The organism is Brevibacillus sp. NRS-1366 (assembly GCF_050467985.1).
On sequence record NZ_JBITPN010000019.1, the window covers coordinates 96,518 to 120,069 of the forward strand.

At 47.3% G+C, this 23,552-nt stretch carries 29 protein-coding genes; 14 read left to right on the plus strand and 15 right to left on the minus strand.

Annotation, left to right across the window (positions count from 1 at the left end):
* Nucleotides 1–200: 200 nt before the first annotated feature.
* Entirely contained in the window at nucleotides 201–1,418 is a 1,218-nt protein-coding gene (locus tag ACIFQN_RS12790; protein ID WP_429833419.1) for an MDR family MFS transporter, read from the minus strand.
* A gap of 136 nt (nucleotides 1,419–1,554) precedes the next feature.
* Between ACIFQN_RS12790 and ACIFQN_RS12795 the strand changes: the two genes are divergently transcribed.
* Nucleotides 1,555–2,436, plus strand: coding sequence for a LysR family transcriptional regulator (locus ACIFQN_RS12795; RefSeq protein ID WP_429833420.1), 882 nt, complete (start codon nucleotides 1,555–1,557; stop codon nucleotides 2,434–2,436).
* A gap of 4 nt (nucleotides 2,437–2,440) precedes the next feature.
* Here ACIFQN_RS12795 and ACIFQN_RS12800 read toward each other — a convergent pair whose 3' ends face one another.
* Both ACIFQN_RS12800 and ACIFQN_RS12805 read right to left on the minus strand, forming a co-directional pair.
* Nucleotides 2,441–3,115 carry a phosphatase PAP2 family protein gene (locus tag ACIFQN_RS12800; RefSeq protein WP_429833421.1) on the minus strand — a complete coding sequence of 225 codons (675 nt, stop codon included), beginning with the start codon at nucleotides 3,113–3,115 and terminating at the stop codon, nucleotides 2,441–2,443.
* Nucleotides 3,112–3,564, minus strand: coding sequence for a DUF188 domain-containing protein (locus tag ACIFQN_RS12805; RefSeq protein ID WP_429833422.1), 453 nt, complete (start codon nucleotides 3,562–3,564; stop codon nucleotides 3,112–3,114). The genes ACIFQN_RS12800 and ACIFQN_RS12805 overlap by 4 nt, the downstream gene beginning before the upstream one ends.
* A 71-nt stretch (nucleotides 3,565–3,635) precedes the next feature.
* On the opposite strand from ACIFQN_RS12805, the gene ACIFQN_RS12810 reads away from it, so the two are divergent.
* Complete coding sequence (locus ACIFQN_RS12810; protein WP_429833423.1) at nucleotides 3,636–3,962, plus strand: hypothetical protein; 327 nt, start codon at nucleotides 3,636–3,638, stop codon at nucleotides 3,960–3,962.
* Between the two features lie 47 nt (nucleotides 3,963–4,009).
* On the opposite strand, the gene ACIFQN_RS12815 is transcribed toward ACIFQN_RS12810, so the two are convergent.
* Entirely contained in the window at nucleotides 4,010–4,954 is a 945-nt protein-coding gene (locus tag ACIFQN_RS12815; RefSeq protein ID WP_429833424.1) for a S8 family peptidase, read from the minus strand.
* Nucleotides 4,955–5,141: 187 nt separating this feature from the next.
* Between ACIFQN_RS12815 and ACIFQN_RS12820 the strand changes: the two genes are divergently transcribed.
* Complete coding sequence (locus ACIFQN_RS12820) at nucleotides 5,142–5,384, plus strand: stage VI sporulation protein F (RefSeq protein ID WP_429833425.1); 243 nt, start codon at nucleotides 5,142–5,144, stop codon at nucleotides 5,382–5,384.
* 76 nt (nucleotides 5,385–5,460) lie between these two features.
* Here the strand turns inward: ACIFQN_RS12820 and ACIFQN_RS12825 are convergent, their stop codons facing one another.
* The 4 genes from ACIFQN_RS12825 to rnz form a co-directional block, all read right to left on the minus strand.
* Complete coding sequence (locus ACIFQN_RS12825) at nucleotides 5,461–5,550, minus strand: YjcZ family sporulation protein (RefSeq protein ID WP_429833426.1); 90 nt, start codon at nucleotides 5,548–5,550, stop codon at nucleotides 5,461–5,463.
* A 126-nt stretch (nucleotides 5,551–5,676) separates the two neighbouring features.
* Nucleotides 5,677–6,288 (minus strand): YczE/YyaS/YitT family protein, encoded by a 612-nt coding sequence (locus ACIFQN_RS12830; RefSeq protein ID WP_429833572.1) that lies wholly within the window; start codon nucleotides 6,286–6,288, stop codon nucleotides 5,677–5,679.
* Between the two features lie 94 nt (nucleotides 6,289–6,382).
* Nucleotides 6,383–6,607, minus strand: a complete 225-nt coding sequence (locus ACIFQN_RS12835) for a hypothetical protein (protein WP_429833427.1) — start codon at nucleotides 6,605–6,607, stop codon at nucleotides 6,383–6,385.
* A 25-nt stretch (nucleotides 6,608–6,632) separates the two neighbouring features.
* The gene (gene rnz, locus ACIFQN_RS12840; protein WP_429833428.1) at nucleotides 6,633–7,610 is read right to left on the minus strand and encodes a ribonuclease Z; all 978 of its coding nucleotides are present in this window, start codon (nucleotides 7,608–7,610) and stop codon (nucleotides 6,633–6,635) included.
* A 130-nt stretch (nucleotides 7,611–7,740) separates the two neighbouring features.
* On the opposite strand from rnz, the gene ACIFQN_RS12845 reads away from it, so the two are divergent.
* The 3 genes from ACIFQN_RS12845 to ACIFQN_RS12855 are packed head-to-tail and all read left to right on the plus strand — an operon-like array spanning nucleotide 7,741 to nucleotide 10,330.
* A complete protein-coding gene (locus ACIFQN_RS12845) occupies nucleotides 7,741–8,733 on the plus strand; it encodes an ABC transporter substrate-binding protein (protein ID WP_429833429.1) in 993 nt (330 codons plus the stop codon).
* Between the two features lie 6 nt (nucleotides 8,734–8,739).
* The gene (locus ACIFQN_RS12850) at nucleotides 8,740–9,543 is read left to right on the plus strand and encodes an ABC transporter ATP-binding protein (RefSeq protein ID WP_429833430.1); all 804 of its coding nucleotides are present in this window, start codon (nucleotides 8,740–8,742) and stop codon (nucleotides 9,541–9,543) included.
* Nucleotides 9,524–10,330 (plus strand): ABC transporter permease, encoded by an 807-nt coding sequence (locus ACIFQN_RS12855; RefSeq protein WP_429833431.1) that lies wholly within the window; start codon nucleotides 9,524–9,526, stop codon nucleotides 10,328–10,330. Before ACIFQN_RS12850 ends, ACIFQN_RS12855 begins: the two co-directional genes overlap by 20 nt.
* Before the next feature lie 108 nt (nucleotides 10,331–10,438).
* Here the strand turns inward: ACIFQN_RS12855 and ACIFQN_RS12860 are convergent, their stop codons facing one another.
* Both ACIFQN_RS12860 and ACIFQN_RS12865 read right to left on the minus strand, forming a co-directional pair.
* Nucleotides 10,439–11,398 (minus strand): tetratricopeptide repeat protein, encoded by a 960-nt coding sequence (locus tag ACIFQN_RS12860; RefSeq protein ID WP_429833432.1) that lies wholly within the window; start codon nucleotides 11,396–11,398, stop codon nucleotides 10,439–10,441.
* A 60-nt stretch (nucleotides 11,399–11,458) separates the two neighbouring features.
* Nucleotides 11,459–11,833: an ATPase gene (locus ACIFQN_RS12865; RefSeq protein ID WP_429833433.1), complete on the minus strand. Its 375-nt coding sequence runs from the start codon at nucleotides 11,831–11,833 to the stop codon at nucleotides 11,459–11,461.
* Nucleotides 11,834–12,011: 178 nt separating this feature from the next.
* Here ACIFQN_RS12865 and ACIFQN_RS12870 point away from each other — a divergent pair, with 178 nt between their 5' ends.
* Nucleotides 12,012–12,455 carry a DUF2621 domain-containing protein gene (locus tag ACIFQN_RS12870; protein WP_429833434.1) on the plus strand — a complete coding sequence of 148 codons (444 nt, stop codon included), beginning with the start codon at nucleotides 12,012–12,014 and terminating at the stop codon, nucleotides 12,453–12,455.
* A 74-nt stretch (nucleotides 12,456–12,529) separates the two neighbouring features.
* Nucleotides 12,530–12,775 carry a hypothetical protein gene (locus ACIFQN_RS12875; RefSeq protein WP_429833435.1) on the plus strand — a complete coding sequence of 82 codons (246 nt, stop codon included), beginning with the start codon at nucleotides 12,530–12,532 and terminating at the stop codon, nucleotides 12,773–12,775.
* Nucleotides 12,776–12,957: 182 nt separating this feature from the next.
* Here the strand turns inward: ACIFQN_RS12875 and ACIFQN_RS12880 are convergent, their stop codons facing one another.
* Nucleotides 12,958–13,527, minus strand: a complete 570-nt coding sequence (locus ACIFQN_RS12880) for a DUF502 domain-containing protein (RefSeq protein ID WP_429833436.1) — start codon at nucleotides 13,525–13,527, stop codon at nucleotides 12,958–12,960.
* 96 nt (nucleotides 13,528–13,623) lie between these two features.
* On the opposite strand from ACIFQN_RS12880, the gene ACIFQN_RS12885 reads away from it, so the two are divergent.
* A complete protein-coding gene (locus ACIFQN_RS12885) occupies nucleotides 13,624–14,469 on the plus strand; it encodes a sulfurtransferase (RefSeq protein ID WP_429833437.1) in 846 nt (281 codons plus the stop codon).
* On the plus strand, nucleotides 14,466–15,260 hold the full coding sequence (locus ACIFQN_RS12890) for a DUF817 domain-containing protein (protein WP_429833438.1): 795 nt from the start codon (nucleotides 14,466–14,468) through the stop codon (nucleotides 15,258–15,260). Before ACIFQN_RS12885 ends, ACIFQN_RS12890 begins: the two co-directional genes overlap by 4 nt.
* A gap of 504 nt (nucleotides 15,261–15,764) precedes the next feature.
* Here the strand turns inward: ACIFQN_RS12890 and ACIFQN_RS12895 are convergent.
* The gene (locus tag ACIFQN_RS12895) at nucleotides 15,765–16,913 is read right to left on the minus strand and encodes an MFS transporter (RefSeq protein WP_429833439.1); all 1,149 of its coding nucleotides are present in this window, start codon (nucleotides 16,911–16,913) and stop codon (nucleotides 15,765–15,767) included.
* 139 nt (nucleotides 16,914–17,052) lie between these two features.
* Between ACIFQN_RS12895 and ACIFQN_RS12900 the strand changes: the two genes are divergently transcribed.
* Entirely contained in the window at nucleotides 17,053–17,562 is a 510-nt protein-coding gene (locus ACIFQN_RS12900) for a GNAT family N-acetyltransferase (RefSeq protein ID WP_429833440.1), read from the plus strand.
* Between the two features lie 109 nt (nucleotides 17,563–17,671).
* On the opposite strand, the gene ACIFQN_RS12905 is transcribed toward ACIFQN_RS12900, so the two are convergent.
* The 3 genes from ACIFQN_RS12905 to ACIFQN_RS12915 form a co-directional block, all read right to left on the minus strand.
* Nucleotides 17,672–17,995, minus strand: a complete 324-nt coding sequence (locus ACIFQN_RS12905; RefSeq protein ID WP_429833441.1) for a DUF2834 domain-containing protein — start codon at nucleotides 17,993–17,995, stop codon at nucleotides 17,672–17,674.
* Nucleotides 17,996–18,065: 70 nt separating this feature from the next.
* Nucleotides 18,066–18,539, minus strand: a complete 474-nt coding sequence (locus ACIFQN_RS12910) for an N-acetyltransferase family protein (RefSeq protein ID WP_429833442.1) — start codon at nucleotides 18,537–18,539, stop codon at nucleotides 18,066–18,068.
* A 281-nt stretch (nucleotides 18,540–18,820) separates the two neighbouring features.
* Nucleotides 18,821–20,419: a peptide chain release factor 3 gene (locus ACIFQN_RS12915; protein ID WP_429833443.1), complete on the minus strand. Its 1,599-nt coding sequence runs from the start codon at nucleotides 20,417–20,419 to the stop codon at nucleotides 18,821–18,823.
* A 180-nt stretch (nucleotides 20,420–20,599) separates the two neighbouring features.
* On the opposite strand from ACIFQN_RS12915, the gene ACIFQN_RS12920 reads away from it, so the two are divergent.
* The 3 genes from ACIFQN_RS12920 to ACIFQN_RS12930 all read left to right on the plus strand — a co-directional run bounded on the left by ACIFQN_RS12920 (nucleotide 20,600) and on the right by ACIFQN_RS12930 (nucleotide 23,435).
* Nucleotides 20,600–22,120 (plus strand): carboxypeptidase M32, encoded by a 1,521-nt coding sequence (locus ACIFQN_RS12920; RefSeq protein WP_429833444.1) that lies wholly within the window; start codon nucleotides 20,600–20,602, stop codon nucleotides 22,118–22,120.
* 490 nt (nucleotides 22,121–22,610) lie between these two features.
* A complete protein-coding gene (locus tag ACIFQN_RS12925; RefSeq protein WP_429833445.1) occupies nucleotides 22,611–22,757 on the plus strand; it encodes a hypothetical protein in 147 nt (48 codons plus the stop codon).
* Between the two features lie 93 nt (nucleotides 22,758–22,850).
* Entirely contained in the window at nucleotides 22,851–23,435 is a 585-nt protein-coding gene (locus ACIFQN_RS12930; protein WP_429833446.1) for a mismatch-specific DNA-glycosylase, read from the plus strand.
* Nucleotides 23,436–23,552 lie beyond the last annotated feature (117 nt).

Below are 23,552 nucleotides of genomic sequence, written 5' to 3' on the forward strand. Positions count from 1 at the left end.
ACAAGGAGATGCGTACAATTTCCGTAATAACTACCATGGCAAATACGGCAAATCCAAGGGAACTTGTTACCAGTAACATCCGTTTTAACTTTTTCATATCTTCCATTTGAATTCCCTCACTTTCTTATGCCAATCATCTCTACCGTTATATACGTACCACCGATGGAAAATGTTTCAAATTCGCCCGATTTTTTTTGAAATCAGGAACGGGCGATCTTCGGATAATCATTGCCAATCTGACCTACATCCCGCTCCATCTGATACAGCATCCATGCGACCAACAGTCCAACCGCCAGGCAAAGTGTCCAAGGAAGCCATGCTGCTTGCAGCTGGAGTCCCATGTCATACACCCATCCCCCAGCCACCTGTCCCAACGAACCGCCGATCGCGATCGAATACCCGTTGAAGCCGTAATACGCACCCACCAATTCTTTTGGCGCAAATCGGGGAACAACGTCCACAAGGTTAGGTACTGCAATCATTGTACCAAGTGCATATAGAAAAACATCGACCAAAAGTATCCAAAGCGAATCCGCAAACGTAAAGAGGAACAGTCCCATGCTCATCACCAGTGTTCCTATGCCAATCAAAGTGAGTCTTTGTTGATAACCCTCCAGCCAATGGGTCACTTTCATCTGAAACAAGATGACAAACAAGGACAAGGCTGACAATACAATTCCCACGTAAGCTTTGTTATGTGTTACATGCTCCACGAGCAGAGGAATCGTCAGGAAAACCTGCATGTTGAGGTAGTAATACCCCATCAGAATGAGCGTAAACCGGACAAAACGCTTGTCTTTTAGCACGATAGACATGCTTTCCAAGACACTATGCCGCGTATTGGTTGCTGCAATCGGAGGCAATAACAAAAATGAGATCAAGGCATTTATCGCGAATACTCCACCTGCGAATAACGACAGGTACGTAAAATCAACGGCAGACAATGCCGTCCCTACAATCTGGGAACCCACGACAGCAATATTCATCAATACATTTCGAAAGGCAAATACTTCTTTTCGAATCGAATCAGGAGTCAAAACGGCAAAAGCCGCTGAGCCCGCTGGGTCAAAAAGCGCTCCACCCAAACCGGACAAGACGGCGGCAATAAAAAATTGCCATGTGTCCGTACAAAAAGCGAACATGGCAAAGCCTATGGCACGAACCCCCATCCCGAGAACCATTGCTCCTTTATATCCAAAAGCATCAGCCATGACCCCGCCCAAGAACGCAAATCCCTGTTGGGAGAATTGTCTCACGCTAAGAACGAGCCCAGCCATTGCTAAAGTCCAACCGATACTACCGGTCAAATACAATGTGAGATATGGAATTAACGCATAGAATCCTAAATTCATCATGAAGGATGTAGTCAACAGCAGTTTTACTGAAAACGGCGTTTCTCTCCATATTTCCCGCTTCATTGTACATACCCCTCGCTTCTTGGATATCCCTACCTGATTTAGGGATATCCTCAGCTTAAATAACAGGGTATAATTTGAGAAACGAACAATTTTGTATATTGTAATCAAATATTTAGATAAGAGGGATTCTTACTATATGGACTTTGAACAATTGCGCGCTTTTTACACGTTGGCACAGACGAAAAATTTTACCAAAGCGGCGGAAATGCTCCATTTGGTCCAGTCTACTGTGACTATGCGCATAAAACAACTGGAAGAAAAAGTAGGAAAACCTCTCTTTATCCGTGACAAGCGAAGTGTAGAAATTACCCAGGCCGGGTTGACACTATTGCCCTACGCCGAGAGAATCCTCAAACTTTCCCACGAAGCCTTGAATGAAGTTGCCGCCCTTCAGCCATATGAGGATTACTTGTCAATCGGCAGCCTGAACGCCATCTGGACATCCACCTTAGAGCCGATCCTAAAAGAATATCACTACCGCTATCCACAAATTGCAATCAGCACGAAAACCGGACATTCATCCGATGTCATCCAGTATTTATTGGACAATGTGATTCAAATCGGGATCGTCTACGTTCCGCCCTCTCTTCCTACCTTTGAAGTTATTCCAACATGGGAGGACGAGGTCGTCTTGGTCTGTGCCCCGGACAACTCGATCACTTCAGCTTCGCACGTCGATTCCCGTGAACTGCGCAATCTGCCCCTTCTCTATATGAACTGGGGCCCCCCATTCAATGAGTGGATCAGACAGACGCTGCCTCGCAACTATGTCCCCAAGCTTACGGTAGACAAAGCAGAGCTGGCCATTGATTTGATCAAGGAAGGACTGGGCGTAAGCTTGTTGACCCGCTCTGCCGTCAAGGCCGATCTGGCTGCAGGAACGTTGAAGGAGCTGACCATAACAGGCAATAAACCGCCCAAACGATCCGCCTACATCGTTCTGCCTAAGGACAAAAAGAACAAACCCAGCGTAGAAAAATGGCTGAGTTTGATGAAAGAATGGGGATATTCTACTTAGGCAATTAACGAGATTGAGATTGCTGGGTGGGGGCGGCGACCATATGTTGTCTCCCTTTCCACCTTGCATAACCAATGCGAACGAGGAAATACCAGCATAACGAAAGAGACAAGCCAGTCAATACATCGCTCAAAAAATGGACGCCTAAATAGACGCGACTGCCAGCGACTAATGCGATAAAGATAAAAGCCGCTGGCTGCACATATCTCGACCAGCTCCTATCTTGTAACCAGCAGGTAGCCAAAAAAGCGAGCATGCCATAAAAGGCAGGACCGACCATCGCATGACCGCTAGGAAAGGAAAAAGAAGTTGGCAAATCAATCAGATGAAACCCGTCAGGTCGGGCCCTGGCAAAGACCAACTTCATGACTTCATTTACGATCTCACTTATTCCCAATGTAAGGAAAACCATCACGGCATTATCGCGTTGCTTTTTTATGTAAAATCCAATGACCAGGATGAGCCCCAGCACTGCCAGCACCGTACCTCCTCCAAAGTGAGTGAGGAAACTGAAAAATGCTGTTAAACCGTCTGAGCGTATGGCTGTGACTAGAAAAAAAGCTGCCTCATCCATTGCTGACACTGCATTTCTTGAATAAAGGATCAGCATCGTAACCGAAAACAAAGCAAACAGCAAGGCACCTGCAATCAGGCCCGTCTCATTATTCCTGGATCTCATGCCTGATCTCTTTTCTCCATAAGTGATCGAAGTGCTTTTTCAAACCGCTCGTCATCTTCACGGGTCCGCGCAGCTGGTCCGCGTGTCCGTCCTCCCCCACGCCGAAAACGCGCTTTTTCATTCCGTTCCTCTAAATGAAACGCGATTCGCTCTGGATCAAAAATCATCCCGTGCGGTGTAAGTGACATCCCCTTTTTTCCAAGAATCAGGGCGGCCAAACCAATGTCCTGTGTGACTACAATATCCCCGCCACGCGTTTCATTCGCCAGCTTCATGTCAACAGCCTGCGGTCCGGCATCAACCGTGACATGGTTGCCTGTGCCGATCTGATGATTATAGCTGGCAAATGTCAGGCACATGTAGCCCAATTCCTGGCATAGTGCCTGCGCAATGACGAGTGCCTGTCGCGGACATGCATCCGCATCAATGAGAACACGCCTCTCCTGCATCGTTTTCCACCTTCCATACGCTTTTCTCTCCCCGCCACGTTCCATTTTTGGTATGATGGTGGTGGAGAGGAGTGAGATTACCTTTGCGCTATCATTTTATGCTTGATGAACGACTGGGCATTCGCCTTCCATCGCTACGCCTAGAGTGGGAAGAGTATACTTCCTCAGAAAGAGATGACATTTTGCTTGCGTGGGAGGAGATCCGTGCCACCATCCCTGACCAAATTCTCCGTGTGGAAACGGTGATCATTGATAAAACCAAGCAAATGTCTGAAGAGGAAAATTTCGAAGTATCGTGTCAATTAAACAGCGAAATCCACGAATTGGCCAGCGTCATTAATGATCTTAATATATGGTTCCGCGTCCAGCAAGACCATGAAACCAAAATGCATCAATGACCGTTTGACGTGAAAGGGCCCCAGGAGTGAATTCCTAGGGCCTTTTTCTATGGGTAGGTGACCGATTCCACCGTTTTCCTCTTCCGAGAGAGCTCCAGAGCCATTAAGCCAGTTACATGTGGCGCTGCCATCGATGTACCATTTAATTTTTTAAATTGATTCCCCGGCCAGGTAGACAGAATATCGACTCCAGGTGCCTTGGCGTTCGCACCAGCTCCGCGTGCACTGAACGAAGCCAGTTTTCCCTTTTGATCAATGGCACTAACGCCGACGACACTATTATATCGCGCTGGATACTCTACCTCACCGCCGTTATTCCCTGCGGATGCTACCATCGTAATCCCACGATCATTTGCTCTGTCGACCGCTCTTGCAAGGGCCTCGCTATACTGCGGCATTCCAAAACTCATGTTGATAATATCCATTTGGTTTTCTACCGACCAGTCTATCGCACGCAAGATGGTGGACAAAGAAGACTTCCCGTCTTCGCTAAATGCCCGCACATCGTACAGATGCGCTTCCGGCGATACTCCGACGATCCCTTTATGATTTAATTCGGCTACAATGATCCCTGCAACATGGGTCCCATGACCGTTCTGCTTACCACGAACGAGATCGACCCCGCCTCTAATTTGCTGTCTCAAGTCAAAATGTTGTCTAGAAATTCCTGTATCAATGACGGCTATTTTTACCCCTGCTCCGCGTCCCTTTTTCCACAACCTCTGTGCTCCAACGTATTTAACTCCCCATGGTATCTCATCTTCGCCCTCTGTCTGTGCGTGCACACTTACAGTTACGTTATCCTCCACCGTTACCTGATACTGACTGAAGTACTTTTGATGTCGTTCGTACACATTCTGGTTGACGCACATGCAAGAAAGATCATGGAAACAGCGCCATGGGAGTTTTTCTGTTTTACCCACTACTTTTCCCTTCAACTCGGCCAAAATCTCATGAAACGGCATATCTTTGTGAAAACTGATTATTTTCAAATGGCTGGCCTCCTGTCATGCATATCTCTGCCTCATCCTATGTTCGAGCTGCCTTGATGGGTTTGGGCAAATACACACGCCCGCCAAAATAGGCGATTTGCCGTGTCCATGTGTCCAAGCGAGAAGCCGTTTTCCCCCATATATCAACATAGGGCAGACGTATTTAACAGGTTGGGAGTGATCTACCATGGCAAAGAAAAAAAGCAAAGGCAAGACTAGTGCTATGCTAAAGAAAATCAATACGAAGAGTAAGAAGAAATGGAAAATGAGTGATATTCAATCCTTGGCCAAAGGATACTCAAAGAAGGATTTGAAAGACGATAAGAAATTAAAAGACCTGATCAAAAAAGTAAGTAAAGCTGTTGGAGTCAAACTGTCCGACAAACAAATTTCCAGCGTAAAAAAACAGGTGCACGAGAAGCTGGGATAAAGAGAAAAAACAAAAGGGAGAGCGCTGTCGCTCTCCCTTCTGCTATTGCCTAACCTAGAACAGGTATCATCTCTTCTTAGTTGCAGGAACACCCTACAATCACAAGCAATACGAACAACACCAGTATCATAGAAAAATCATCAAAATCACCACTGAAGAGACCCATTCGCCTTCCCTCCTTCGTCAGCAACTAGTCATACTGTATGTGCGAATAGCCAATCATGATTGGACCATCGCCTATGCAAGCACTCAAATCGGGATATCCGCACCTTGCTGACGAAAAGGAAATGACTTATCCAGCCTGCCGCTCTACTGGTTCCATCAAGTCATATTGTTTTTTCATTACCATTTGCCAAAATGGTATGGTTCGTTGAATCAACGGTCCCGTCAAGATTGCGATCAGAACCGTCCCAACGGAAACAGGTCCGCCCAAAGCGGCTCCAGCGAGCAAAACGGTGATCTCAATGATTAATCGCACTTTCTGGATGCTCCAGCCCAAGCGTTCATTCATCGCAAGCATAAAGCTATCTCTGGGTCCTGCTCCAAGACGCGGGGACAAATACATCCCAATCCCGATGGTCATCACAATAACGCCCAGTAAAAACATGAGTAACCGGGTCCATAGCGATTGCGGCTCCAAAACGATGTTCCACCAAAGGATTAAATCCAGAAAGCTGCCGAAACAGATCATGTTCAAAAACATGCCAAAGGTTGGCTTGATTTTCGCAACGACATAAGAGGATAAAATGACGACGACTCCCACTAATTGCGACCAGATCCCGATCGTCAATCCAAATGTTTTTTGCAGGCCAATGTGGAAAGTATCCCACGGAGCTACACCCAGGTTTGCTTTGATAGCGAGAACACACCCAAAGGCACCAATGAACAGCCCCAAAATAAACATGAAGTAGCGAACCACAATTGACCTGCGAATCCGTATACCGGACACTGCTTTTCACCTTTCCTCTCCAGTAAGGCTCTCTTTTTATGAATCAAAATTATTTCCAACCAGCTACAACTTCAAAAAATATGCCGTTCTTACGGTAATAAGCCTCGGGTTTGGAACGATTCAAGTACGTACCCGCTTCTTCGAGACGTTCTCCCGACAATATGACCTGACGCTGTTTATTTTCTTCGTCCCGGTATTCGATTACCAAGCTAACTTCTTCATTCTGACAATGCCGCACTAATTCTTCTGGTGTCAAAAAGGTAACTCGCTTCATGGTCCCCCTCTTTCCTCCGTAATGATCATTCATTATAACAGGGTTCTTCTTTTCCTCCCACCGATTTTCGCACTCGCTTTACATCGACACTGCCTAAATCCTCAGCCAACAGGGTGTCAGGAAAGACTTCCTGTGCTTCTGCCAACAGGTCAGCCATGGTAAAATCGCCGTCCTCATCCTCGTATCGAGGACTAAAGTGGGTGAGACATAACTTTTTAACCTTTGCCTTCTTGCCCAATTCAGCTACTTCCTTTGCTGTGGAGTGACCGCTGCGTACTGCAAGCTCCTTATCCTTGCTTGCATAGGTAGCTTCGTGAACCAGCAGATCAGCATCAGCCGCCAGCTCCAATACCGCCGTGCAAGGTTCCGTATCGCCGCTAAAGACAATTTTGCGCCCTGGCTGTGGCTCTCCCACAAAGTCTTTTCCATCGAGAACGCGTCCATCTTCTAGCGTGACGTGCTCCCCTCTTTTTAGCGCGCCGTACAATGGACCAGATGGAACGCCTATTTGCTTCGCCAAATCCACCCGGAAAGCACCTGGCTTCTCCTTTTCCACCACGGAATAAGCATAGGAAGGAACCCGATGCTTTGCCATCCGGCAAGTCACGATTACATCATCATCCTCATAGACTACGCCTTCGCTGATGATGCCAAGCTGCAGCGGGTATTGCAGATGCACAGGGCTTGTATCCATAACTGCCCGAAAATAACGATCCAAACCGGGCGGGCCATACAGCTCTAGCGTGGATGCCTCGCCATTGCGCAAGGACCTGCTTGCCAACAGTCCAATCAATCCATAGAGATGATCGCCATGTAAATGGGTAATGAAAATCTTTTCTAGTTGGCTAATTTTCATCGGAGAGCGAAGCAATTGATGCTGCGTCCCTTCTCCACAATCAAATAACCACCATTTTCCAGCCTGTAAAAATCGAAGCCCAATCCCGCTCACATTACGACGGGTAGTTGGTGCTCCTGATCCTGTTCCTAAAAATGTGACGATCACTACGGAAGCATCTCCTTATACGCCCCCCCTTTGTAGGTCGCGTGCCTGTCAGATGCTATAGGCATTCACCCTTTTTTGTCTGGGCGCATAGCCTACAACAAACAACAGTCATGAAGGAGGGACACTGAATATGAAACGACTTTTTTCGCTGGGGCTAGCCACCGGTCTCGCTCTGATGGCTATCTTGACCGGATGCTCCAGCACCCCTGAAAAAATAAGAATGGGAGAAGTCACCCGTTCCCTGTTTTACGCACCGCAGTACGTGGCACTGGAAAAGGGATTTTTTAAAGAAGAGGGTCTCGATGTCGAGCTTTCTACTATTCCTGGTGGCGACAAGGTAATGTCTGCCCTCTTATCTGGCGGGATTGAAGTCGCCTTAGTCGGGTCCGAAACCAGTATTTACGTTGCACAGCAGGGAGCAGCGGACCCCGTAATCAATTTTGCCCAGCTCACACAAACTGACGGAACCTTCCTCGTCGCACGGAAAAAAGAAGACAACTTTTCCTTTGATCAAGTGAAGGGCAGTGTTTTCCTCGGTCAACGAAAAGGCGGAATGCCGCAAATGGTCGGTGAGTACGTACTTAAACAACACAACATCAACCCGCAAAGCGATCTTACGCTCATTCAAAATATCGAGTTCAAGAACATTGCCGCTTCTTTCGCATCGGGAACAGGAGAATACGTGCAATTGTTTGAGCCGGAAGCATCACGCTTTGAACAAGAAGGCATTGGTCATGTCGTCGCCTCTTTCGGTAAAGAGAGCGGTACCGTCCCATATACGGTGTTCATGACAAAACAAAGCTACCTGGACAGCAATTCGGCAGCTATCCAAAAGTTTACCAATGCAATCTACAAAGGGCAACAGTGGGTTGCCAGCCACAGTCCAAAGGAAACGGCTGAAGTCATCAGCAAGTACTTTGAACAAATCAAGCCTGAAATTCTTGAGAGTGCCGTAAAGCGCTACCTGGAACAAGGCTCCTATGCAACCGATCCGATACTGGACGAAGCGGAATGGAATCAACTGCAGGAGATCATGGACAAAGCAGGAGAACTGAAACAACGCGCGGATTACTCCAAACTGGTCAATACTACCTTCGCCAAAAAAGCCAAGGAAGGGAAATAGACTACCATGAACCAGATTCCTTCTACGCCGGCCAAGATCGAACTTCGCCACGTGACCCATCTTTACTTATCCACGACCAGGGCATTCATGGCGGTCAGCGACATTAACCTGCGCGTTGAGGAAGGCGAGTTCATCTGTTTGGTTGGTCCCAGTGGTTGCGGAAAGACGACCCTGCTCTCCCTGATAGCTGGATTGGAGCAGCCTACCGCTGGCAAAGTGATGATTGATGGCCATGTCGTCTCTGGAGCGTCCCGCCAAGTAGGTTACATGCTCCAGCAAGATTACTTGTTCAACTGGCGAACGATCGAGGATAACGTCTTTCTCGGTCTTGATATTCAAGGCATCCGCAGCAAGGAAACAGAGGAATATGCCCTCCACCTCCTTGATGAGATGGAGCTAGCCGATGTGCGCAAATCCTCTCCCATGCAGCTATCAGGCGGTATGAGGCAGCGAGTGGCTCTCGTCCGAACTCTTGCCTGTCAGCCCGATGTACTGCTACTCGATGAACCTTTTTCCGCTCTGGATTATCAGACCAAGCTAAAACTGGAAGACTTGATTTTCTCCACCTTGCGCCGCCACAAAAAAACGGCTGTTCTCGTCACTCATGACTTATCCGAATCCATTGCGATGGGAGATCGGATCTACATCCTGTCACGCAATCCAGGTCGGATCAACAGCGAAATGATCGTCCCCCCTGCCATTCGAGATGCCCTGCCATTTGAAGCACGGAATCAGGAAGGCTTCCAAGACCTGTTCCATCGCGTGTGGAAAGAGATGGAGGTAGTATCTGATGCAGTCAAAGGAAATTGAATCCGTCCATCGCCGTTATTTGAAAGAGGCCAACAAAACACGGTTGTGGGTACTGGCCACCCAGGGCATTTTGTTCCTCTTGTTTCTCGGACTGTGGGAGCTATTAGCCCGTACGAATACGATTAACACGCTTATCTTTAGTTACCCCTCAAAAGTTTGGACGCAGTTCTGGGCGCAGTTACTGGATGGTAGCCTCCTCCCGCATATTGGTATGACTGTCTGGGAGACCATTGTCGGCTTCTTGCTGGGAACGCTTCTCGGGACCTTAATTGCCGCTATTATCTGGTGGTCCCCGTTTCTCTCTCGTGTACTTGAGCCCTATTTAGTTATCGCAAACAGCATGCCAAAAGTAGCACTCGGTCCCGTGTTTATTGTCAGCTTTGGACCCGGCCTACTTTCTGTTATCGCCATGGGATGCGCCATTTCCATCATCATCACCACGATTAACATCTATACCAGCTTTAAAGAAGTCAATCAAAATTACGTCAAAGTCGTTCAGACGCTAGGCGGAAACAAGCGGCAAATCTTTTCCATGGTGATTTTGCCTGCTACGATTCCGACGATACTCGCCACATTGAAAGTAAATGTGGGCCTCTCTTGGGTTGGCGTCATCGTAGGGGAGTTTTTGGTATCCCAGCAAGGTCTAGGATATTTGATCATATACGGCTTCCAGGTCTTTAATTTTACCCTGGTCATGATGAGTCTCGCCATCATTGCAGTCGTCGCTACCCTGATGTACCAAGGCGTCGCGTTTTTGGAACGGCGGCTCACCAGCCAGTTTAAATAGATGATGTACACAAACGGTACTATCTCGCTGCCCGGGGCGGATAGTACCGTTTGCGTGTTTGACGTAAAAATGCCCGGACACGATGGCCGGGCGCAGGACTCTTCTATATTACTTCCAGAACTTCCACCAGCTCTTTTTGTTTGCGGGATCAGCAGATTGACTGGCAGCGACCCGTTGCTCTGCCGCTGCCTCGACTTCCTCGGCGCCTGGTACGCGTGCGAGAAAGTGATCGACCATCGGCTTGTAGTTATCGGGCAAATGCTCCTGCATATGACGCAAAATGGCGATGGCTTTTTCTTTTTGATCCGTAGCTAGTAGTGCGTTCGCGTAGTTGAAACCCGCATAAGGGAAGGGAAATTCAGGTGTCCAATACTTTTCACAAATCTGGATTAACTGATAGACGTAACCAGCTTGTCCCAGTTCACCGGTTACTGTCATCACCACTTCAAAGCGGTCTTTTGCCCCGTCAATCGCGATCGTGTACCAATGCATGGCTTTGAGCAGATTTTCCTCCGTCAATGCGAGGCGCGCCAAATGGAGCTGTGGACGCCACGCCCCTTCTTTTCCAGAGAGAGCCTCCAGCTGCTCGCGGAGCTCTTCCTTTTTGCCACTCTGCAAAAAGCTCTCCACGTACATGTTGAGTCCATTTTCTTGATTAGGATCTTTATGTAATCCCGTATTCAGCGTTTCAAACGCTTTTGCCTCTTCTCCCTCAAACGCATAGATCTTAGCTAAATTCGTGCAGGCTGTGCCTGACGACGGGAATCTTTCCAAACAATCAGTCAAGATCGATTTGGCACGGTCAAATTCTTTTGCTTGCATATGAACAACTGCACGGAAAATAAGCGCAGACTCAATCGGACCATACAATTCAAGAAGCCTGTCCGCAGCAACGGCAGCTTGCTCATGAAATTGATCCTTCACCAACTCCATCGCGAAATCGCGAAGTTTTTCCTTCTCATCCCAATACATATCCAGATTGTGGGGAATCACCTTTTTCTGGTAATCCTCTCGGGACATTTCGATGGAATGACCAAATTCATTGGTAAACGTCACAAAATCAGACATGAAACAGCCTCACTTTCATTTCCTTTACAATAGTTTCAAGGTACCGGACAAGCTCGTGCCTCAAATCCAGGCTTTCATGTTTACTTTACGAATAAAATCCTCCATTGATTCCTTCGCGGGTTCGTCATTCGTCTCTTCGACATCCTGCATACCCATCAGTTGTCGGAACAGTGCCTCGTTGCGCGTTGCCAGAGCATAGTCGAGCAAAGCCTCGTGTGACACACGCGCCGCTTCCTCCTCCAGCAGCCGTTCCTCAAGGTCGATGTCCTCTTCTACAACAGGAAACTGCTTATCTATTTTGGGGATGCGAATTACCCACGCAAACGCGCTGTCCGGATTACGGTCACGTGCGATTAAATAACCGTACTCACCGAGTGGCAAACCTTGCTCAAAGGAGTCGGCAACGATGACGACGCGTTGTCCAAGCTTGAACATGTGCGTCAACTCCCTATAAAGATTAATTCTAATCATACTAAATTGTACGTGTTCTTGGGAAGAGAAAACCCCAAGGATAGGCAAAAGCACAAAAAGTTTGTTGCCAGAGGCAAAATACGGTACACTTTGATTATCTAGGATTTTGATGAAAACGTTATTATAAATGAGGTGTATGGATATGTCTGAAATGTCCACGGGGTTTTCCCTGTTTATCGTTAGCTGGACTTTTATCCTGGTCGGCCTGATGGGCATTGGCGGCTATTTCATGTTTCGCAAGTTTTTAAAATCGATGCCGAAAAAGGATGGAAAATCGGATCTGGATTGGCAAGATCATTATATTGACCAGACTCGCGGGCTCTGGACGGATGAAGGCATGGCTCTCTTAAATGAACTCGTAGATCCCGTTCCCCAGTTGTTCCGTGATGTAGCCAGACGTTCGATTGCCGCTAAAATCGGCCAAATCGCCCTCGAGGAAAAAGCGACCTCGATTACGACCGATCTCATCGTCAAGGGCTATATCGTAGCTACCCCAAAGCGTGATCACAAATGGTTGATCGCCCATCTGAAGACGAAACAAATCGATTATACACCCTATGAAAAATACCTGAATGCCGAGGGCTGACAATTTCGATTTTCGAAACTTCAGTCACGGATATCCGTACTACATGGTAGACCTTTTATCAGGGAGCGATGTGGATGTCAGTTATACTTACCATCTTGGGTATCGGTTTGGTCTTGATGATTATTGCCATTGTGATTGTGGTAGCCCTCCTAAAAAAAGGAGCTCGCTTTTTCTGGAAAAGCGGCAGGCACGGTTACCGACGATACAGCAGCAGCGATTACAGACACCGCGGCCCACTTTGGAAGCTCGGCCATAAAACATACGGTCATCACCAGTATCGCAGAAGGCATTCCAGTCACAGTGGATTTTTTAGCAGTTAATGATGTTCCTTGTATAAAAAAACCTCTATCGAGGCTTGTTCAAGGATGAGCGACCGCGTTTTAGTGGAAGGTTTTTATGCGTTCCATAAAGTTTAAGCAGGATTGCTTTCATACGGTGAAGCAATTAAACCTTCTTACACGTTAAACAAAACCCAGTACCTTTGCGGTGCTGGGTTTTTGCATTAGCTGCCATTGCTTTTCTGTTCCGCTTTTTTCCCAGATACTCCCCCTGAAATGAGAAAGGCCATCACCTCGGCACTTTCCACGTCGAGCACTTGTACTTGATCACTTGGAAACAACAGTAAATTCCCAGCAAAATTATAGGATTGGGGAATGTACACAGCGACATGGTCTGAGAGTCCATATGCGTCCAGGCTTTCTTTGGTGATAAATCCGATTACCTTTGCGTTGCCATCTTTAAAAAGCGTGACGAGGACAGGTTTGTCAAAGCTTTTCTTATCCCCAACAAAAGCACCGATCAAATCTTTGATCGACGAATAAATCAATTTGATAAAGGGCACCTTTTCAAACACTTTGGACACAAGTGTCAGCACGCCGCGTGTCAGTACGTTGGATGCAAGAAAACCAATGACCGTAATACCCAAAATCGTCAGGAGAAACCCTACACCGGGTATCGGGAGATTCAACCAGCTGTCTACCGTCTTGAAAATGGTGTACAGGATGTAGATCGTGACTGCAAGCGGGATCACATAGAGCAGGCCCTCCAGAAAAAAACGAATGATCCGTTTCATCTTATTTCTCCTTCCCCATTCCTTACCACAATTATTGTACCCGATTCATAGACCATCTGCTATGATGGAGGGAAAAAAGGGAAAGTAGGGAGATACATGCAAGCACTGGTTACCCCTCAATGGCTAAAGGATCATATGCACGATGAAAATGTAGTCATCGTCGATTGCCGTTTTGCGCTCAGCAATTCAGACGCTGGAGCACAAGATTATCGAGCCGACCATATTCCAGGCGCACGCTACTTTGATCTTAATCGAGATCTCTCTGGTCCCAAAGGAGAGCATGGCGGGCGTCATCCACTTCCTGATCCAGATGCAGCAGCTGCCCTTTTTTCACAGGCGGGTATTGATCAGCAAACGACGGTTATCACATACGACGATCAAGAAATGGCTATGGCTGGTCGTCTCTGGTGGCTCTTGCGTTACCTCGGCCATGATCAAACAGCCGTACTAGATGGCGGGTATGCAGCTTGGAAGCAGGCCGGCTATGAGGTTACAGCAGAAATACCGACACCACAGGCTCGTACATTTGTCCCGCACGTGCGCTCGGAAATGCTCGTGGACATTCAAGGAGTACGTGAACGAGACGAACAAACGGTACTGCTGGATTCACGCGCAGGAGAACGCTATCGCGGAGAAGTGGAGCCACTAGATTCAAAAGCTGGCCACATTCCAGGAGCTCGCCATTTCTTTTACAAGGAGAATCTGGCTGCAGATATGACCATGCTTCCTGTAGAAAAACTGCAGGAGCGTATCGCTGACTTTGCCGATCAAGAGATTATCGTGTACTGCGGTTCTGGTGTGACAGCCTGCACAAATCTGCTTGCTCTGCACGCAGCCGGCCGGACAGATGTGAAGCTTTATGCAGGAAGCTGGAGCGATTGGAGCTCTTATGACTTGCCAGTAGCAAAAGGACCAACTCCTGCCGAAGATATCGAAGAGTGATTCGTTTGATTCGCCTCTTGCTCCATTTTGGTTATCAAGAGGCCATGTCCTGTCTCTTTCCGGTCTTCATATTCGCTTCACTCGCATTGTCCAAATTCATTACGATTCCTGGTCTGGCACGGTATGACCTGCTTCTGGTGCTCTGCTTGTTGTTTCAAATTTACATGGTAAAAAGCGGCCTGGAGACGGCCGATGAGCTGAAAGTGATCTCGGTCTTTCACTTGATTGGATTGGCACTGGAACTATTCAAGGTACATATGGGTTCGTGGGGGTACCCGGAGGATGCACTCAGTAAGGTTTTTGGTGTGCCTCTGTACAGCGGATTCATGTACGCCAGTGTCGCCAGCTATTTATGCCAAGCATGGCGCCGATTGGACGTTACCTTGTCCGGCTGGCCCAATCCGTTGTTTGCCGTGACACTTGGAGGTGCCATCTACCTCAACTTTTTTACCCACCATTTTATAGGTGATGTGCGCTGGGTGCTGATGGCTGCTATCTTTATCGTATTTTGGCGTACGCGGGTTTATTTTCGTGTCACGCATGAGCGCTTTTTCATGCCACTTCCTCTCGCCTATTTTTTGATCGGTTTTTTCATCTGGATTGCCGAAAATATTGCTACCTTTTTCGGTGCCTGGTATTACCCCAATCAAAAGTCCGGGTGGGAGCTGGTCCATCTCAGTAAAATCAGCTCGTGGTTTTTACTCGTCATCGTCAGCTTTATCATCGTGGCAGAGCTGAAGCACGTAAAAGCGAGAAGGTCCTCTATCTCTGATAAAAATAAAGCGTTGTAGGCTTTTCTCGCTAGTCGTGAATGGCACATAGAAAGAAAGATCAAGAGACTGCTATCGCGTGGTATAGCTGCACATGGTCATTACGGGTATTAGAATTTTTGTCACTCACAACACAAAAAAGGCAACAATTTGGTTGCCTTTTTTGTGTTTATATACGGGGAAGGAGTCACATACTCCCCACCTGAACATTCCGCAGCGACAGTTGCTTCGGCTAGCGAGTGTGCTACCGCTTTGCTCGCACTAGCTGCAAGACACACCCGAGTGGCCAACTCTCTTGCGCTCTTAAGGTCGTATCGCATTGGCAAATTCCTGATCGCTTTCCCTTTGTTGTTCTATTATAGTGGGAAATACGGGTGCCAGCATTTCATCACACTCCTGACTGAATTTGCATTTTTATACAAGTTTCATAATTATAACATGGAAATGTGTTAACCCAGACAGACACAACAAAAAGGCCTTCTCAGCAATCTCGTCCGAAGGCCCTCTCCCGATAGTTTTGGCTCGTTATCTAGGGACGCCACTCAATAAAAGCCTGTGCAGCCCACCCACCAGGCACACTCCTGCCGTCACGAAAAAGGCGATAAAGTAGGAATGATGCCAGTTACCGAGCAGTCCGGCCACAATCGGGCTGAGCACCGCCCCTATAGACAGAACCGCAGAATAGATGCTAAATACGCTTCCGTACAGCTCCCGCGGTGAGTGAACAGTCAAAATGGTCGCAAACGCAGGGAACAGCATTCCAAAACAGGCGCCAAGTAAGAACATCATGACTTGAATAGGGACGGCCCAGCCGATCGCAAGGACATACAAGAGAAAGCTCAGCACCCCAAGACCTGCAAATGATCTCGTCTCGACAGGAACACGATAAAGCCAAAACTGACTAAGAATAGCCAGTGCCCCCAGCCCTTTTAAACTGAACAATATACCTGTCACTGCTGGAGATAATCCCTGCTTTTGAATCAATAAAGGAACCTCGTAAATGATTGTTCCCTGGGCGTAGATAATGGCAAATCCACCCAAAAAGGCTGGATAGAGTAATCGGTTTTCCAGGACGACTTGCAGACTGTGTTTCCCTGCTATCTGCATCCCCGCAGTGGACGTACTCCCTCCCTCTACTTTGACAGGAAGCACCATCCATGCGAATACTCCAGCCGCTAGCATGATGTAGCCCAAAATCACAAAGGACTGACCATACCCGAATTGGACAGCAAAAAAGCTTCCTACCGCAGGTGATACAATCCCGGCTGTTGTAAGAACAAGCCCTTTTTTCCCCATAATTTCGCCTTGCTCAACCGCGGTTTTGCCTGTCTCCCCGAGCATTGCTGAGCACGCTGGAGATACAAATGCCATGAGAAACCCCAGCATGAGCCGAAAAGCAAAAAACCCCCCTGTATTTTGAACAAGCCCTTGGCCCATCAGCATGAATCCGGCGAGGATCAGTCCGCCAGCAATGAACCATTTTTTAGGATAACGATCTAAAAAGGGACCTGCTATCAGATTTCCCGTCAAATTACTGACGGCGTACCCTCCCAGAACAAATCCAATCATGGCTGCAGACACGCCCAGTATATTTAAATACGGGGCGAGTAATGGTGTTTGGGCGTGCATATCAAATGCAACTAGAAACAGTACAACAAACAGGAGAACTCTCAACTCATTCCCTTCCTCTCCCTAACCCCCAGTCTTTGTCCCAGTATATGAAGGGAGTCGTCCAAGTAGGATAGGAAAAGCTTTGCGAAGATTTCGGAAAAAGGAATCGAATCGTAATTGATGAAAGGTTGGTGCCAAGACTATGAACGTTTTGGAAACGGATAGACTAATTCTTCGTTGGCAGACTGTTGATGACGCACCATTTATCCTTACGTTATTGAATGATCCCTCATGGCTGCAATTCATCGGAGATCGGGGTGTACGAACGGAAGAAGACGCTCGTAACTATATTTTGAATGTTTCCATTGATATGTATAATCGGCTCGGCTTTGGGTTTTTCCTCACCGAATTGAAGGGTGGAAATGTTCCTATCGGTATTTGTGGATTGGTAAAGAGAGAGACACTAGAGGATGTCGATATTGGCTATGCCTTTCTCCCTAATTATCGGGGAAAAGGTTATGCATATGAGGCGGCCTCTGCGGTTCTTTCGTACGGGAAAGAAACGATCAGCCTAAGACGCATCGTTGCCATCACCACAGAGGATAATCACGCTTCATCCAAGCTTCTGGAAAGGCTCGGATTGCAATTGGAAGGAATCGTTCAACTAGGGAGTGATCCTGAGAAGCTCAAGCTGTTTGCGATCAATTTTTAGCTCGGCTTGCAGAAGATGAAACCTCATATACCAACCGGATGGATGATATGTATCGATAGCATGAATGAAAAAAACGCGGAATTTGCCGCGTTTTTTTGCTGGACCCTTTTTAAAATGCTTGGGATCTTTCTATGGTCTTTTGTCTGAAATAAAGAAACAGAGGGAGAGAAAAGGATAGACCAATTGTTAAAGTTGCCACAACGTATAGCCACGCATATTTGATGTTACGCTTTTTCGTCTCCTGGTAAAGAAACAAGAAAAACACGACACAGCAAATGAGAAAATCCGTTGCAAAAAACGAGGAAATATCGTTTACGAACAGTTGAGATGTAAATAACGCCAGATTTAATCCGTTCGCTTGCAGAAAAGGTACGAAATGACTATACGGTAAGACTGCACCAGCAATCGCCAGCAGCAAATAGATGCTTTTCATATCCTACTTCACCCCGCCTAGAAAGTTGTGCATTTCCATAACATGCTCTCCTTCCTTTCCTTTGATAGGGTTAAATCGATTTTACGAAGAGAACACGGTCGTTTCCTTTACCGTCATAGTCAGAGTTGACAGAAATTCCGTCAACGACCTTATCTCCTTCTTCGATTTGAAAGCCCATTTTGGTGTGGAATTTGATGGATGCCGTATTCACCGGGGATGTAATGCAGCGGACTGTTTGACACCCTCTTTTTTTGACCTCGTTAAAAAACAGATGATACATCTCGTGACCAATCCCGTCTTTTCGCTTGTCAGGATGGACACCGACAAAATGGATATACGCTTCCTCAGGGTTGGTTTGGGATATAAAGCCGATGAGAAAGCCGACTATTTCTCCCCCTTCTTCAACAACAAAGCTACTAGGCTGAAAGTGGATAAAAAATAGTTTGGGTAGCATCTCAGACATTTGCCGCCCATTCCACCAGTCGTTTACTACAGCAATCATTTTGGAGTAGTCTTGCTCAATGACATTTCTTATCGCAAGCATGTTAGCCTCCTCTTTTTTGAAAAGGAATTGATATCCAAATTATACCATGCAAAAAATAGTCAAACGCACGAAAAATGGGAAAAATTGTTTCAATCTTAGGTAGGATGGGATAGAGCCCTACCACCGAGTCAAATTCCTGTCCTATTAGAAAACTCGGCGATGCCGAGCCTTTAGGCGACAGCAGAGCCGTAGTTGCACTTATACTGGATCAGAATGGTTATAAATTCTTATCTGTACAAAAAAGAGCCTCACAAGTATGTGAGACCCTCTGTAGGATTCAATTAAGAAATTACTGCTTTTAACCCAAGTGAACTCTCGTGGAATGTAACATCAGAGTACTTATCCACCGCTACACGTAGCTGATACTCGCTCTCAAACAGCATGACCGGGCGTCCGTAGCGGTCGGTTACTGTCTTGTTCTTAAGAACATCCAGAGCCGCTTTTTCGCCTTCAAGCCAGCGAGCGATCTGGTACGGCATCCGCGTCAGCATGATATCTACGCCGTACTCCGCTTTCAGCCGGTATTCCAACACTTCAAACTGGAGCACGCCGACCACACCGAGGATCAATTCTTCCATCGGATGCGTGCGGAAAAGCTGAACCGTGCCTTCCTCGGTCAATTGCATGATTCCTTTTTGGAACTGTTTATGCTTCATAGCGTCTTTTACCATCACTTTGGAGAAAAACTCCGGCGAGAAGTGCGGCATTTCTTCGTACTCGAACGCTTGCCCTACACAGAGGGTATCCCCGATTTGAAAAATGCCCGGGTCGAACAAGCCGATGACATCCCCTGCGAAAGACTCCTCAACGATTTCCCTGTCTTGCGCCATAAATTGTACCGGCTGCGCCAATTTGATGTCTTTTCCCAGACGTACATGCTTAACTGCCATTCCGCGCTCGAATTTACCGGAGCAAATACGCAAAAAGGCGATGCGATCGCGGTGAGCCGGATTCATGTTGGCCTGGATTTTGAAAATGAAGCCAGAAAACGCATTGGAATACGGATCAATCAAGCCTGCATTGCTTTTCTTAGCAGAAGGTGGCGGAGCCATTTGCAAAAAGTTGTCCAGGAACGTCTGCACGCCAAAATTGTTAATCGCACTACCGAAAAATACCGGGGTCAATTGCCCTTTGTTGATCAGCTCAGGATCATATTCATCCCCCGCCACATCCAAAAGGGAAACCTCGTCTTGTAGCTGTTGCCAGAGGTCTTTCCCGACCCGCTCTCCGATCAACGGATCTTCTGCTCCCTCTACAGGGAAGAATGAGATATCTTCATGCTGAGAACCATTCTGGTACAGCTCCACACGGGACTTCATCCGATCGTATACTCCGCTAAAATAACTGCCCATCCCGATTGGCCAGTTCATCGGATAGGAACGGATCCCCAGTACACGCTCGATCTCTTCCAGCAGCTCAAATGGGTCTTTTCCGTGGCGGTCTAGCTTGTTTACAAAAGTAAAGATCGGGATACCGCGCATCCGACAAACTTTGAACAGCTTGATCGTTTGTGCCTCTACCCCTTTGGCCACGTCAATAATCATCACGGCAGCGTCCGCAGCAGTAAGGGTACGGTATGTGTCCTCACTAAAGTCCTGGTGACCGGGCGTATCCAAGATATTGATGTGATGCCCATTGTATTCAAAATCCATCGCACTGGACGTAACGGAGATTCCGCGCTTTTTTTCGATCTCCATCCAGTCGGAGGTTGCGTGTTTGGAATTTTTGCGCCCTTTGACCATCCCTGCTTCACGGATCGCTCCGCCGTAGTATAGCAGCTTTTCCGTCATCGTTGTTTTACCTGCGTCCGGGTGGGAGATGATCGCAAAGGTACGTCTTTTTGCTATCTCATTTTCCCATTGGGGATTGGTTTGACTCATCTTCATTCTCCTGTCACTTTCGATTAAGTAGCCACATTCTTTACTTTTACGATTATACAAGACAAAGGCATGCTGCATCCACCTAGTAATTTTTGTACAAACAGTTATAATGATTAGTAGTAAAAATTTTTTGACTGTATTTCGCACCTACATAACTCAAAATGATATAGGAGGGACCTTATGACGACAAACCTCGAAACACGTGCCATCGCATTTCGCGACTATGTGAAAAAAATGACCAGCTACAACCAAGCGCTTGCTGTACTGCATTGGGACAAAGCAACCCAAGCTCCGCGCAAAGGAATGGAAGCTCGTTCCGAAATTATCGGTACTTTGGCGACAGAGCAGTTTAAACTGGCAACCTCCAAAGAAATGGAAGATTTCCTGGAAACACTTGGCGAACCTTCTGCTCTCGAAGCTCTCGATGAAATCACGCGGCATACTGTCCTGGAGTGCAGAAAGGAATTCGACCGTAACAAGCAAATTCCAGCAGATCGTTATCAAGAATTTGTCGTGCTTACTTCTAATGCTGAGACTGTCTGGGAAGAAGCGCGCGAGAAAAACGATTTCTCACTCTTCCAGCCTTATTTGGAGAAAATCGTCAATTTCCAGCTCGAATTCATCGAGTATTGGGGACATGATGGCAAAAACAAGTACAACATCTTGTTGGACCTGTATGAGCCGGGCATGACGGTTGATCAGCTAGATCCCATTTTCGCTACCCTTCGTGAAAAAACCGTCGAACTGGTTGCAGCAATTGCGGATTCCCCAAATAAGCCGGACACTTCGTTTTTGACCAAACACTTCCCCATTCCGGAACAAGACGCATTCAGCCGCTTTATCCTTGAACGTATCGGTTACGATTTTACTGCCGGTCGCATGGATCGCAGCGTTCATCCTTTCTGCACAACCTTTAACCCGGGCGATGTACGTATCACGACCCGTTTTGCTGAAAACGATTTCAACTCAGCGCTGTTCAGCTGCATACATGAAGCCGGACACGCCATGTACGAACAAAACATTAACCCGGCCCTGCTCTTCACGACATTGTGTGACGGCACATCCATGGGTATTCACGAGTCGCAATCCCGTTACTGGGAAAACATGGTCGGACGCAGCCTGCCTTTCTGGAAGCACTTTTTCAGTGACTTGCAAAAAGCATTCCCAGCCCAATTCGAGGGTGTCAGCGTAGAAGATTTCTACCGTGCGATTAATAAGGTAACTCCTTCTTTTATTCGTACCGAAGCGGATGAACTAACCTACAATCTGCATGTCATGATTCGCTACGAAATTGAAAAGGGCTTGATCAACCGCACAATGGAGGTTGCTGATCTCCCTACTATCTGGAATGAAAAAATGAAAGAATATCTCGGCGTAGAACCTCCTACCGATACACTGGGAGTCTTGCAAGATGTCCATTGGTCTGGCGGAAGCTTTGGCTACTTCCCTACCTACTCGCTCGGTAACGTATATGCTGCCCAGTTTGCCCACGTAATGGAGCAAGAAATCAGCGGTTACGAGGATTTGGTGGCAAACGGAGAGTTTGGCCCTATCCGTCAATGGCTGAAAGACAAAATTCATCAATACGGTAAAATGAAGAGCCCACGAGAACTCGTTTCCGCCATCACCGGTGAAGGCACAAACGCTACCTACTTGATGAATTACCTGGAGAAAAAATACACCGAGATTTACAAGCTGTAGTGTGTCCTTTTGTCCTTTGTATCCTGGCGCTCCCTTTTAAAAAGGGGGCGCTTTTTTTTTAGCATAGGAACCCGCAAAAGTACCCGGGGAAAATTACCAACGCTCGTGAGAGGAAATCGGAGAAAATAACGAAGCTCTTTGGGGCGCCAACCGAGCCGGAATGGAAAAAACGAAACACGCCCTTAGCGTCCACCTCTGAGATACTTCCTGAAGCGGCTACTTTGGACGCGGTTTTGTTTTTGGAATGGAGGCGGACAGTACTAGCTCCTCAGCAGGAGTCCCAAGAAGCTGGAGCGTTTTCTCCGGTTTCCTCTCCTCTACTACAGCCTGATCTTCCCGTCTTTTTAACCTTTTTCTGAAATCGCTTCCTTTTTGTTCACGTTCTATCCACCGTTTCTTCACGTCTTCTTCACACTTTACCAACCACAAACTTACAAAACAGGAGTATGATGTTCATGTAAAACATTTCCACTAAGTGAGGGATTTAAAAATGATGTTCGTATCATTGTCACGCTGGTTGTGGGGCAAAGAAGAGCATGAAGTTATTCCGTTTGAAACAAAGACATACGTTCGTAACGAAATGGAACAGTTCACGGTGAATCATCCTGAACAAATCGTGCTATATCCTCATCTGTAAGAGTCATGAGCTGCCCTAATCGGCAGCTTTTTTTGCGAGTTTCTGAAAGCGCTCACTGATGTGCTACAATGTGGTGAAAGGGAGGAATTCGCAATGGTTGACTTTACGGATAAATGGCTGCCTACCTACATCCGCCGCGATCTGGCGGTTTTATTTTGCGGAATTAACCCGGGACGCGTCTCTGCTACAGCCGGGTACCATTATGCCAACCCAGCCAACCTCTTTTGGCGCGGCTTGTATGAGGGAGGTCTGACACCTCGACGACTTTTGCCCGAAGAAACGGCCAAGCTGTTGGATTATGACTATGGCATTACCGATTTGGTGTCACGCCCTACCCGCTCGTCTACTGACCTGCGAGAAGAAGATTATGCGGCAGGTGCCGAACAATTTGTCCAAATGATTCAGACCTATCGTCCTCGCGTCATCTGTTTTAATGGCATTACCGCCTTTCGCCATGCCACGGGGCAAAAGAAAGCTGCTATTTCTCTCGGCCTCCAACCGCAGCTGGCATTTGGGACTGCAGATTGGCCTGGCAGCTACTTGTTTGTCATCCCCTCTACAAGCGGTGCCAACGCCTCGTTTACGCGTGAAGAACGAATCGCCAAATTCGGTGAGCTCAGTGCCTTTTTGCGCGCGAAAGAATGGCATCCGATTCCCCTGTTGCCCCCGCCTACGTAACAAAATCACACGTTCAACATGCGAGTAAAGAGTGCATCCCATGGAACAACAAAAGGCCCTTGAGTAAGGGAGCTCCTGTAACAATCGCTCTCTACACTCGGGCCTAAGCGTTCTATA

What these genes read in the sequence shown, in the direction of transcription:
- ACIFQN_RS12920 (WP_429833444.1), top strand. Translation starts at nt 20,600, where the DNA reads ATGACGACAAACCTCGAAACACGTGCCATCGCATTTCGCGACTATGTG.
- ACIFQN_RS12800 (WP_429833421.1), bottom strand. Translation starts at nt 3,115, where the DNA reads ATGAGATCCAGGAATAATGAGACGGGCCTGATTGCAGGTGCCTTGCTG.
- ACIFQN_RS12930 (WP_429833446.1), top strand. Translation starts at nt 22,851, where the DNA reads ATGGTTGACTTTACGGATAAATGGCTGCCTACCTACATCCGCCGCGAT.
- ACIFQN_RS12880 (WP_429833436.1), bottom strand. Translation starts at nt 13,527, where the DNA reads ATGAAACGGATCATTCGTTTTTTTCTGGAGGGCCTGCTCTATGTGATC.
- ACIFQN_RS12865 (WP_429833433.1), bottom strand. Translation starts at nt 11,833, where the DNA reads ATGTTCAAGCTTGGACAACGCGTCGTCATCGTTGCCGACTCCTTTGAG.
- ACIFQN_RS12795 (WP_429833420.1), top strand. Translation starts at nt 1,555, where the DNA reads ATGGACTTTGAACAATTGCGCGCTTTTTACACGTTGGCACAGACGAAA.
- ACIFQN_RS12850 (WP_429833430.1), top strand. Translation starts at nt 8,740, where the DNA reads ATGAACCAGATTCCTTCTACGCCGGCCAAGATCGAACTTCGCCACGTG.
- ACIFQN_RS12900 (WP_429833440.1), top strand. Translation starts at nt 17,053, where the DNA reads ATGAACGTTTTGGAAACGGATAGACTAATTCTTCGTTGGCAGACTGTT.
- ACIFQN_RS12820 (WP_429833425.1), top strand. Translation starts at nt 5,142, where the DNA reads ATGGCAAAGAAAAAAAGCAAAGGCAAGACTAGTGCTATGCTAAAGAAA.
- ACIFQN_RS12825 (WP_429833426.1), bottom strand. Translation starts at nt 5,550, where the DNA reads ATGGGTCTCTTCAGTGGTGATTTTGATGATTTTTCTATGATACTGGTG.
- ACIFQN_RS12870 (WP_429833434.1), top strand. Translation starts at nt 12,012, where the DNA reads ATGTCTGAAATGTCCACGGGGTTTTCCCTGTTTATCGTTAGCTGGACT.
- ACIFQN_RS12875 (WP_429833435.1), top strand. Translation starts at nt 12,530, where the DNA reads ATGTCAGTTATACTTACCATCTTGGGTATCGGTTTGGTCTTGATGATT.
- ACIFQN_RS12905 (WP_429833441.1), bottom strand. Translation starts at nt 17,995, where the DNA reads ATGAAAAGCATCTATTTGCTGCTGGCGATTGCTGGTGCAGTCTTACCG.
- ACIFQN_RS12915 (WP_429833443.1), bottom strand. Translation starts at nt 20,419, where the DNA reads ATGAGTCAAACCAATCCCCAATGGGAAAATGAGATAGCAAAAAGACGT.
- ACIFQN_RS12925 (WP_429833445.1), top strand. Translation starts at nt 22,611, where the DNA reads ATGATGTTCGTATCATTGTCACGCTGGTTGTGGGGCAAAGAAGAGCAT.
- ACIFQN_RS12835 (WP_429833427.1), bottom strand. Translation starts at nt 6,607, where the DNA reads ATGAAGCGAGTTACCTTTTTGACACCAGAAGAATTAGTGCGGCATTGT.
- ACIFQN_RS12885 (WP_429833437.1), top strand. Translation starts at nt 13,624, where the DNA reads ATGCAAGCACTGGTTACCCCTCAATGGCTAAAGGATCATATGCACGAT.
- ACIFQN_RS12830 (WP_429833572.1), bottom strand. Translation starts at nt 6,288, where the DNA reads ATGTTTATTTTGGGGCTGTTCATTGGTGCCTTTGGGTGTGTTCTCGCT.
- ACIFQN_RS12855 (WP_429833431.1), top strand. Translation starts at nt 9,524, where the DNA reads ATGCAGTCAAAGGAAATTGAATCCGTCCATCGCCGTTATTTGAAAGAG.
- ACIFQN_RS12805 (WP_429833422.1), bottom strand. Translation starts at nt 3,564, where the DNA reads ATGCAGGAGAGGCGTGTTCTCATTGATGCGGATGCATGTCCGCGACAG.
- ACIFQN_RS12860 (WP_429833432.1), bottom strand. Translation starts at nt 11,398, where the DNA reads ATGTCTGATTTTGTGACGTTTACCAATGAATTTGGTCATTCCATCGAA.
- ACIFQN_RS12790 (WP_429833419.1), bottom strand. Translation starts at nt 1,418, where the DNA reads ATGAAGCGGGAAATATGGAGAGAAACGCCGTTTTCAGTAAAACTGCTG.
- ACIFQN_RS12910 (WP_429833442.1), bottom strand. Translation starts at nt 18,539, where the DNA reads ATGCTTGCGATAAGAAATGTCATTGAGCAAGACTACTCCAAAATGATT.
- ACIFQN_RS12845 (WP_429833429.1), top strand. Translation starts at nt 7,741, where the DNA reads ATGAAACGACTTTTTTCGCTGGGGCTAGCCACCGGTCTCGCTCTGATG.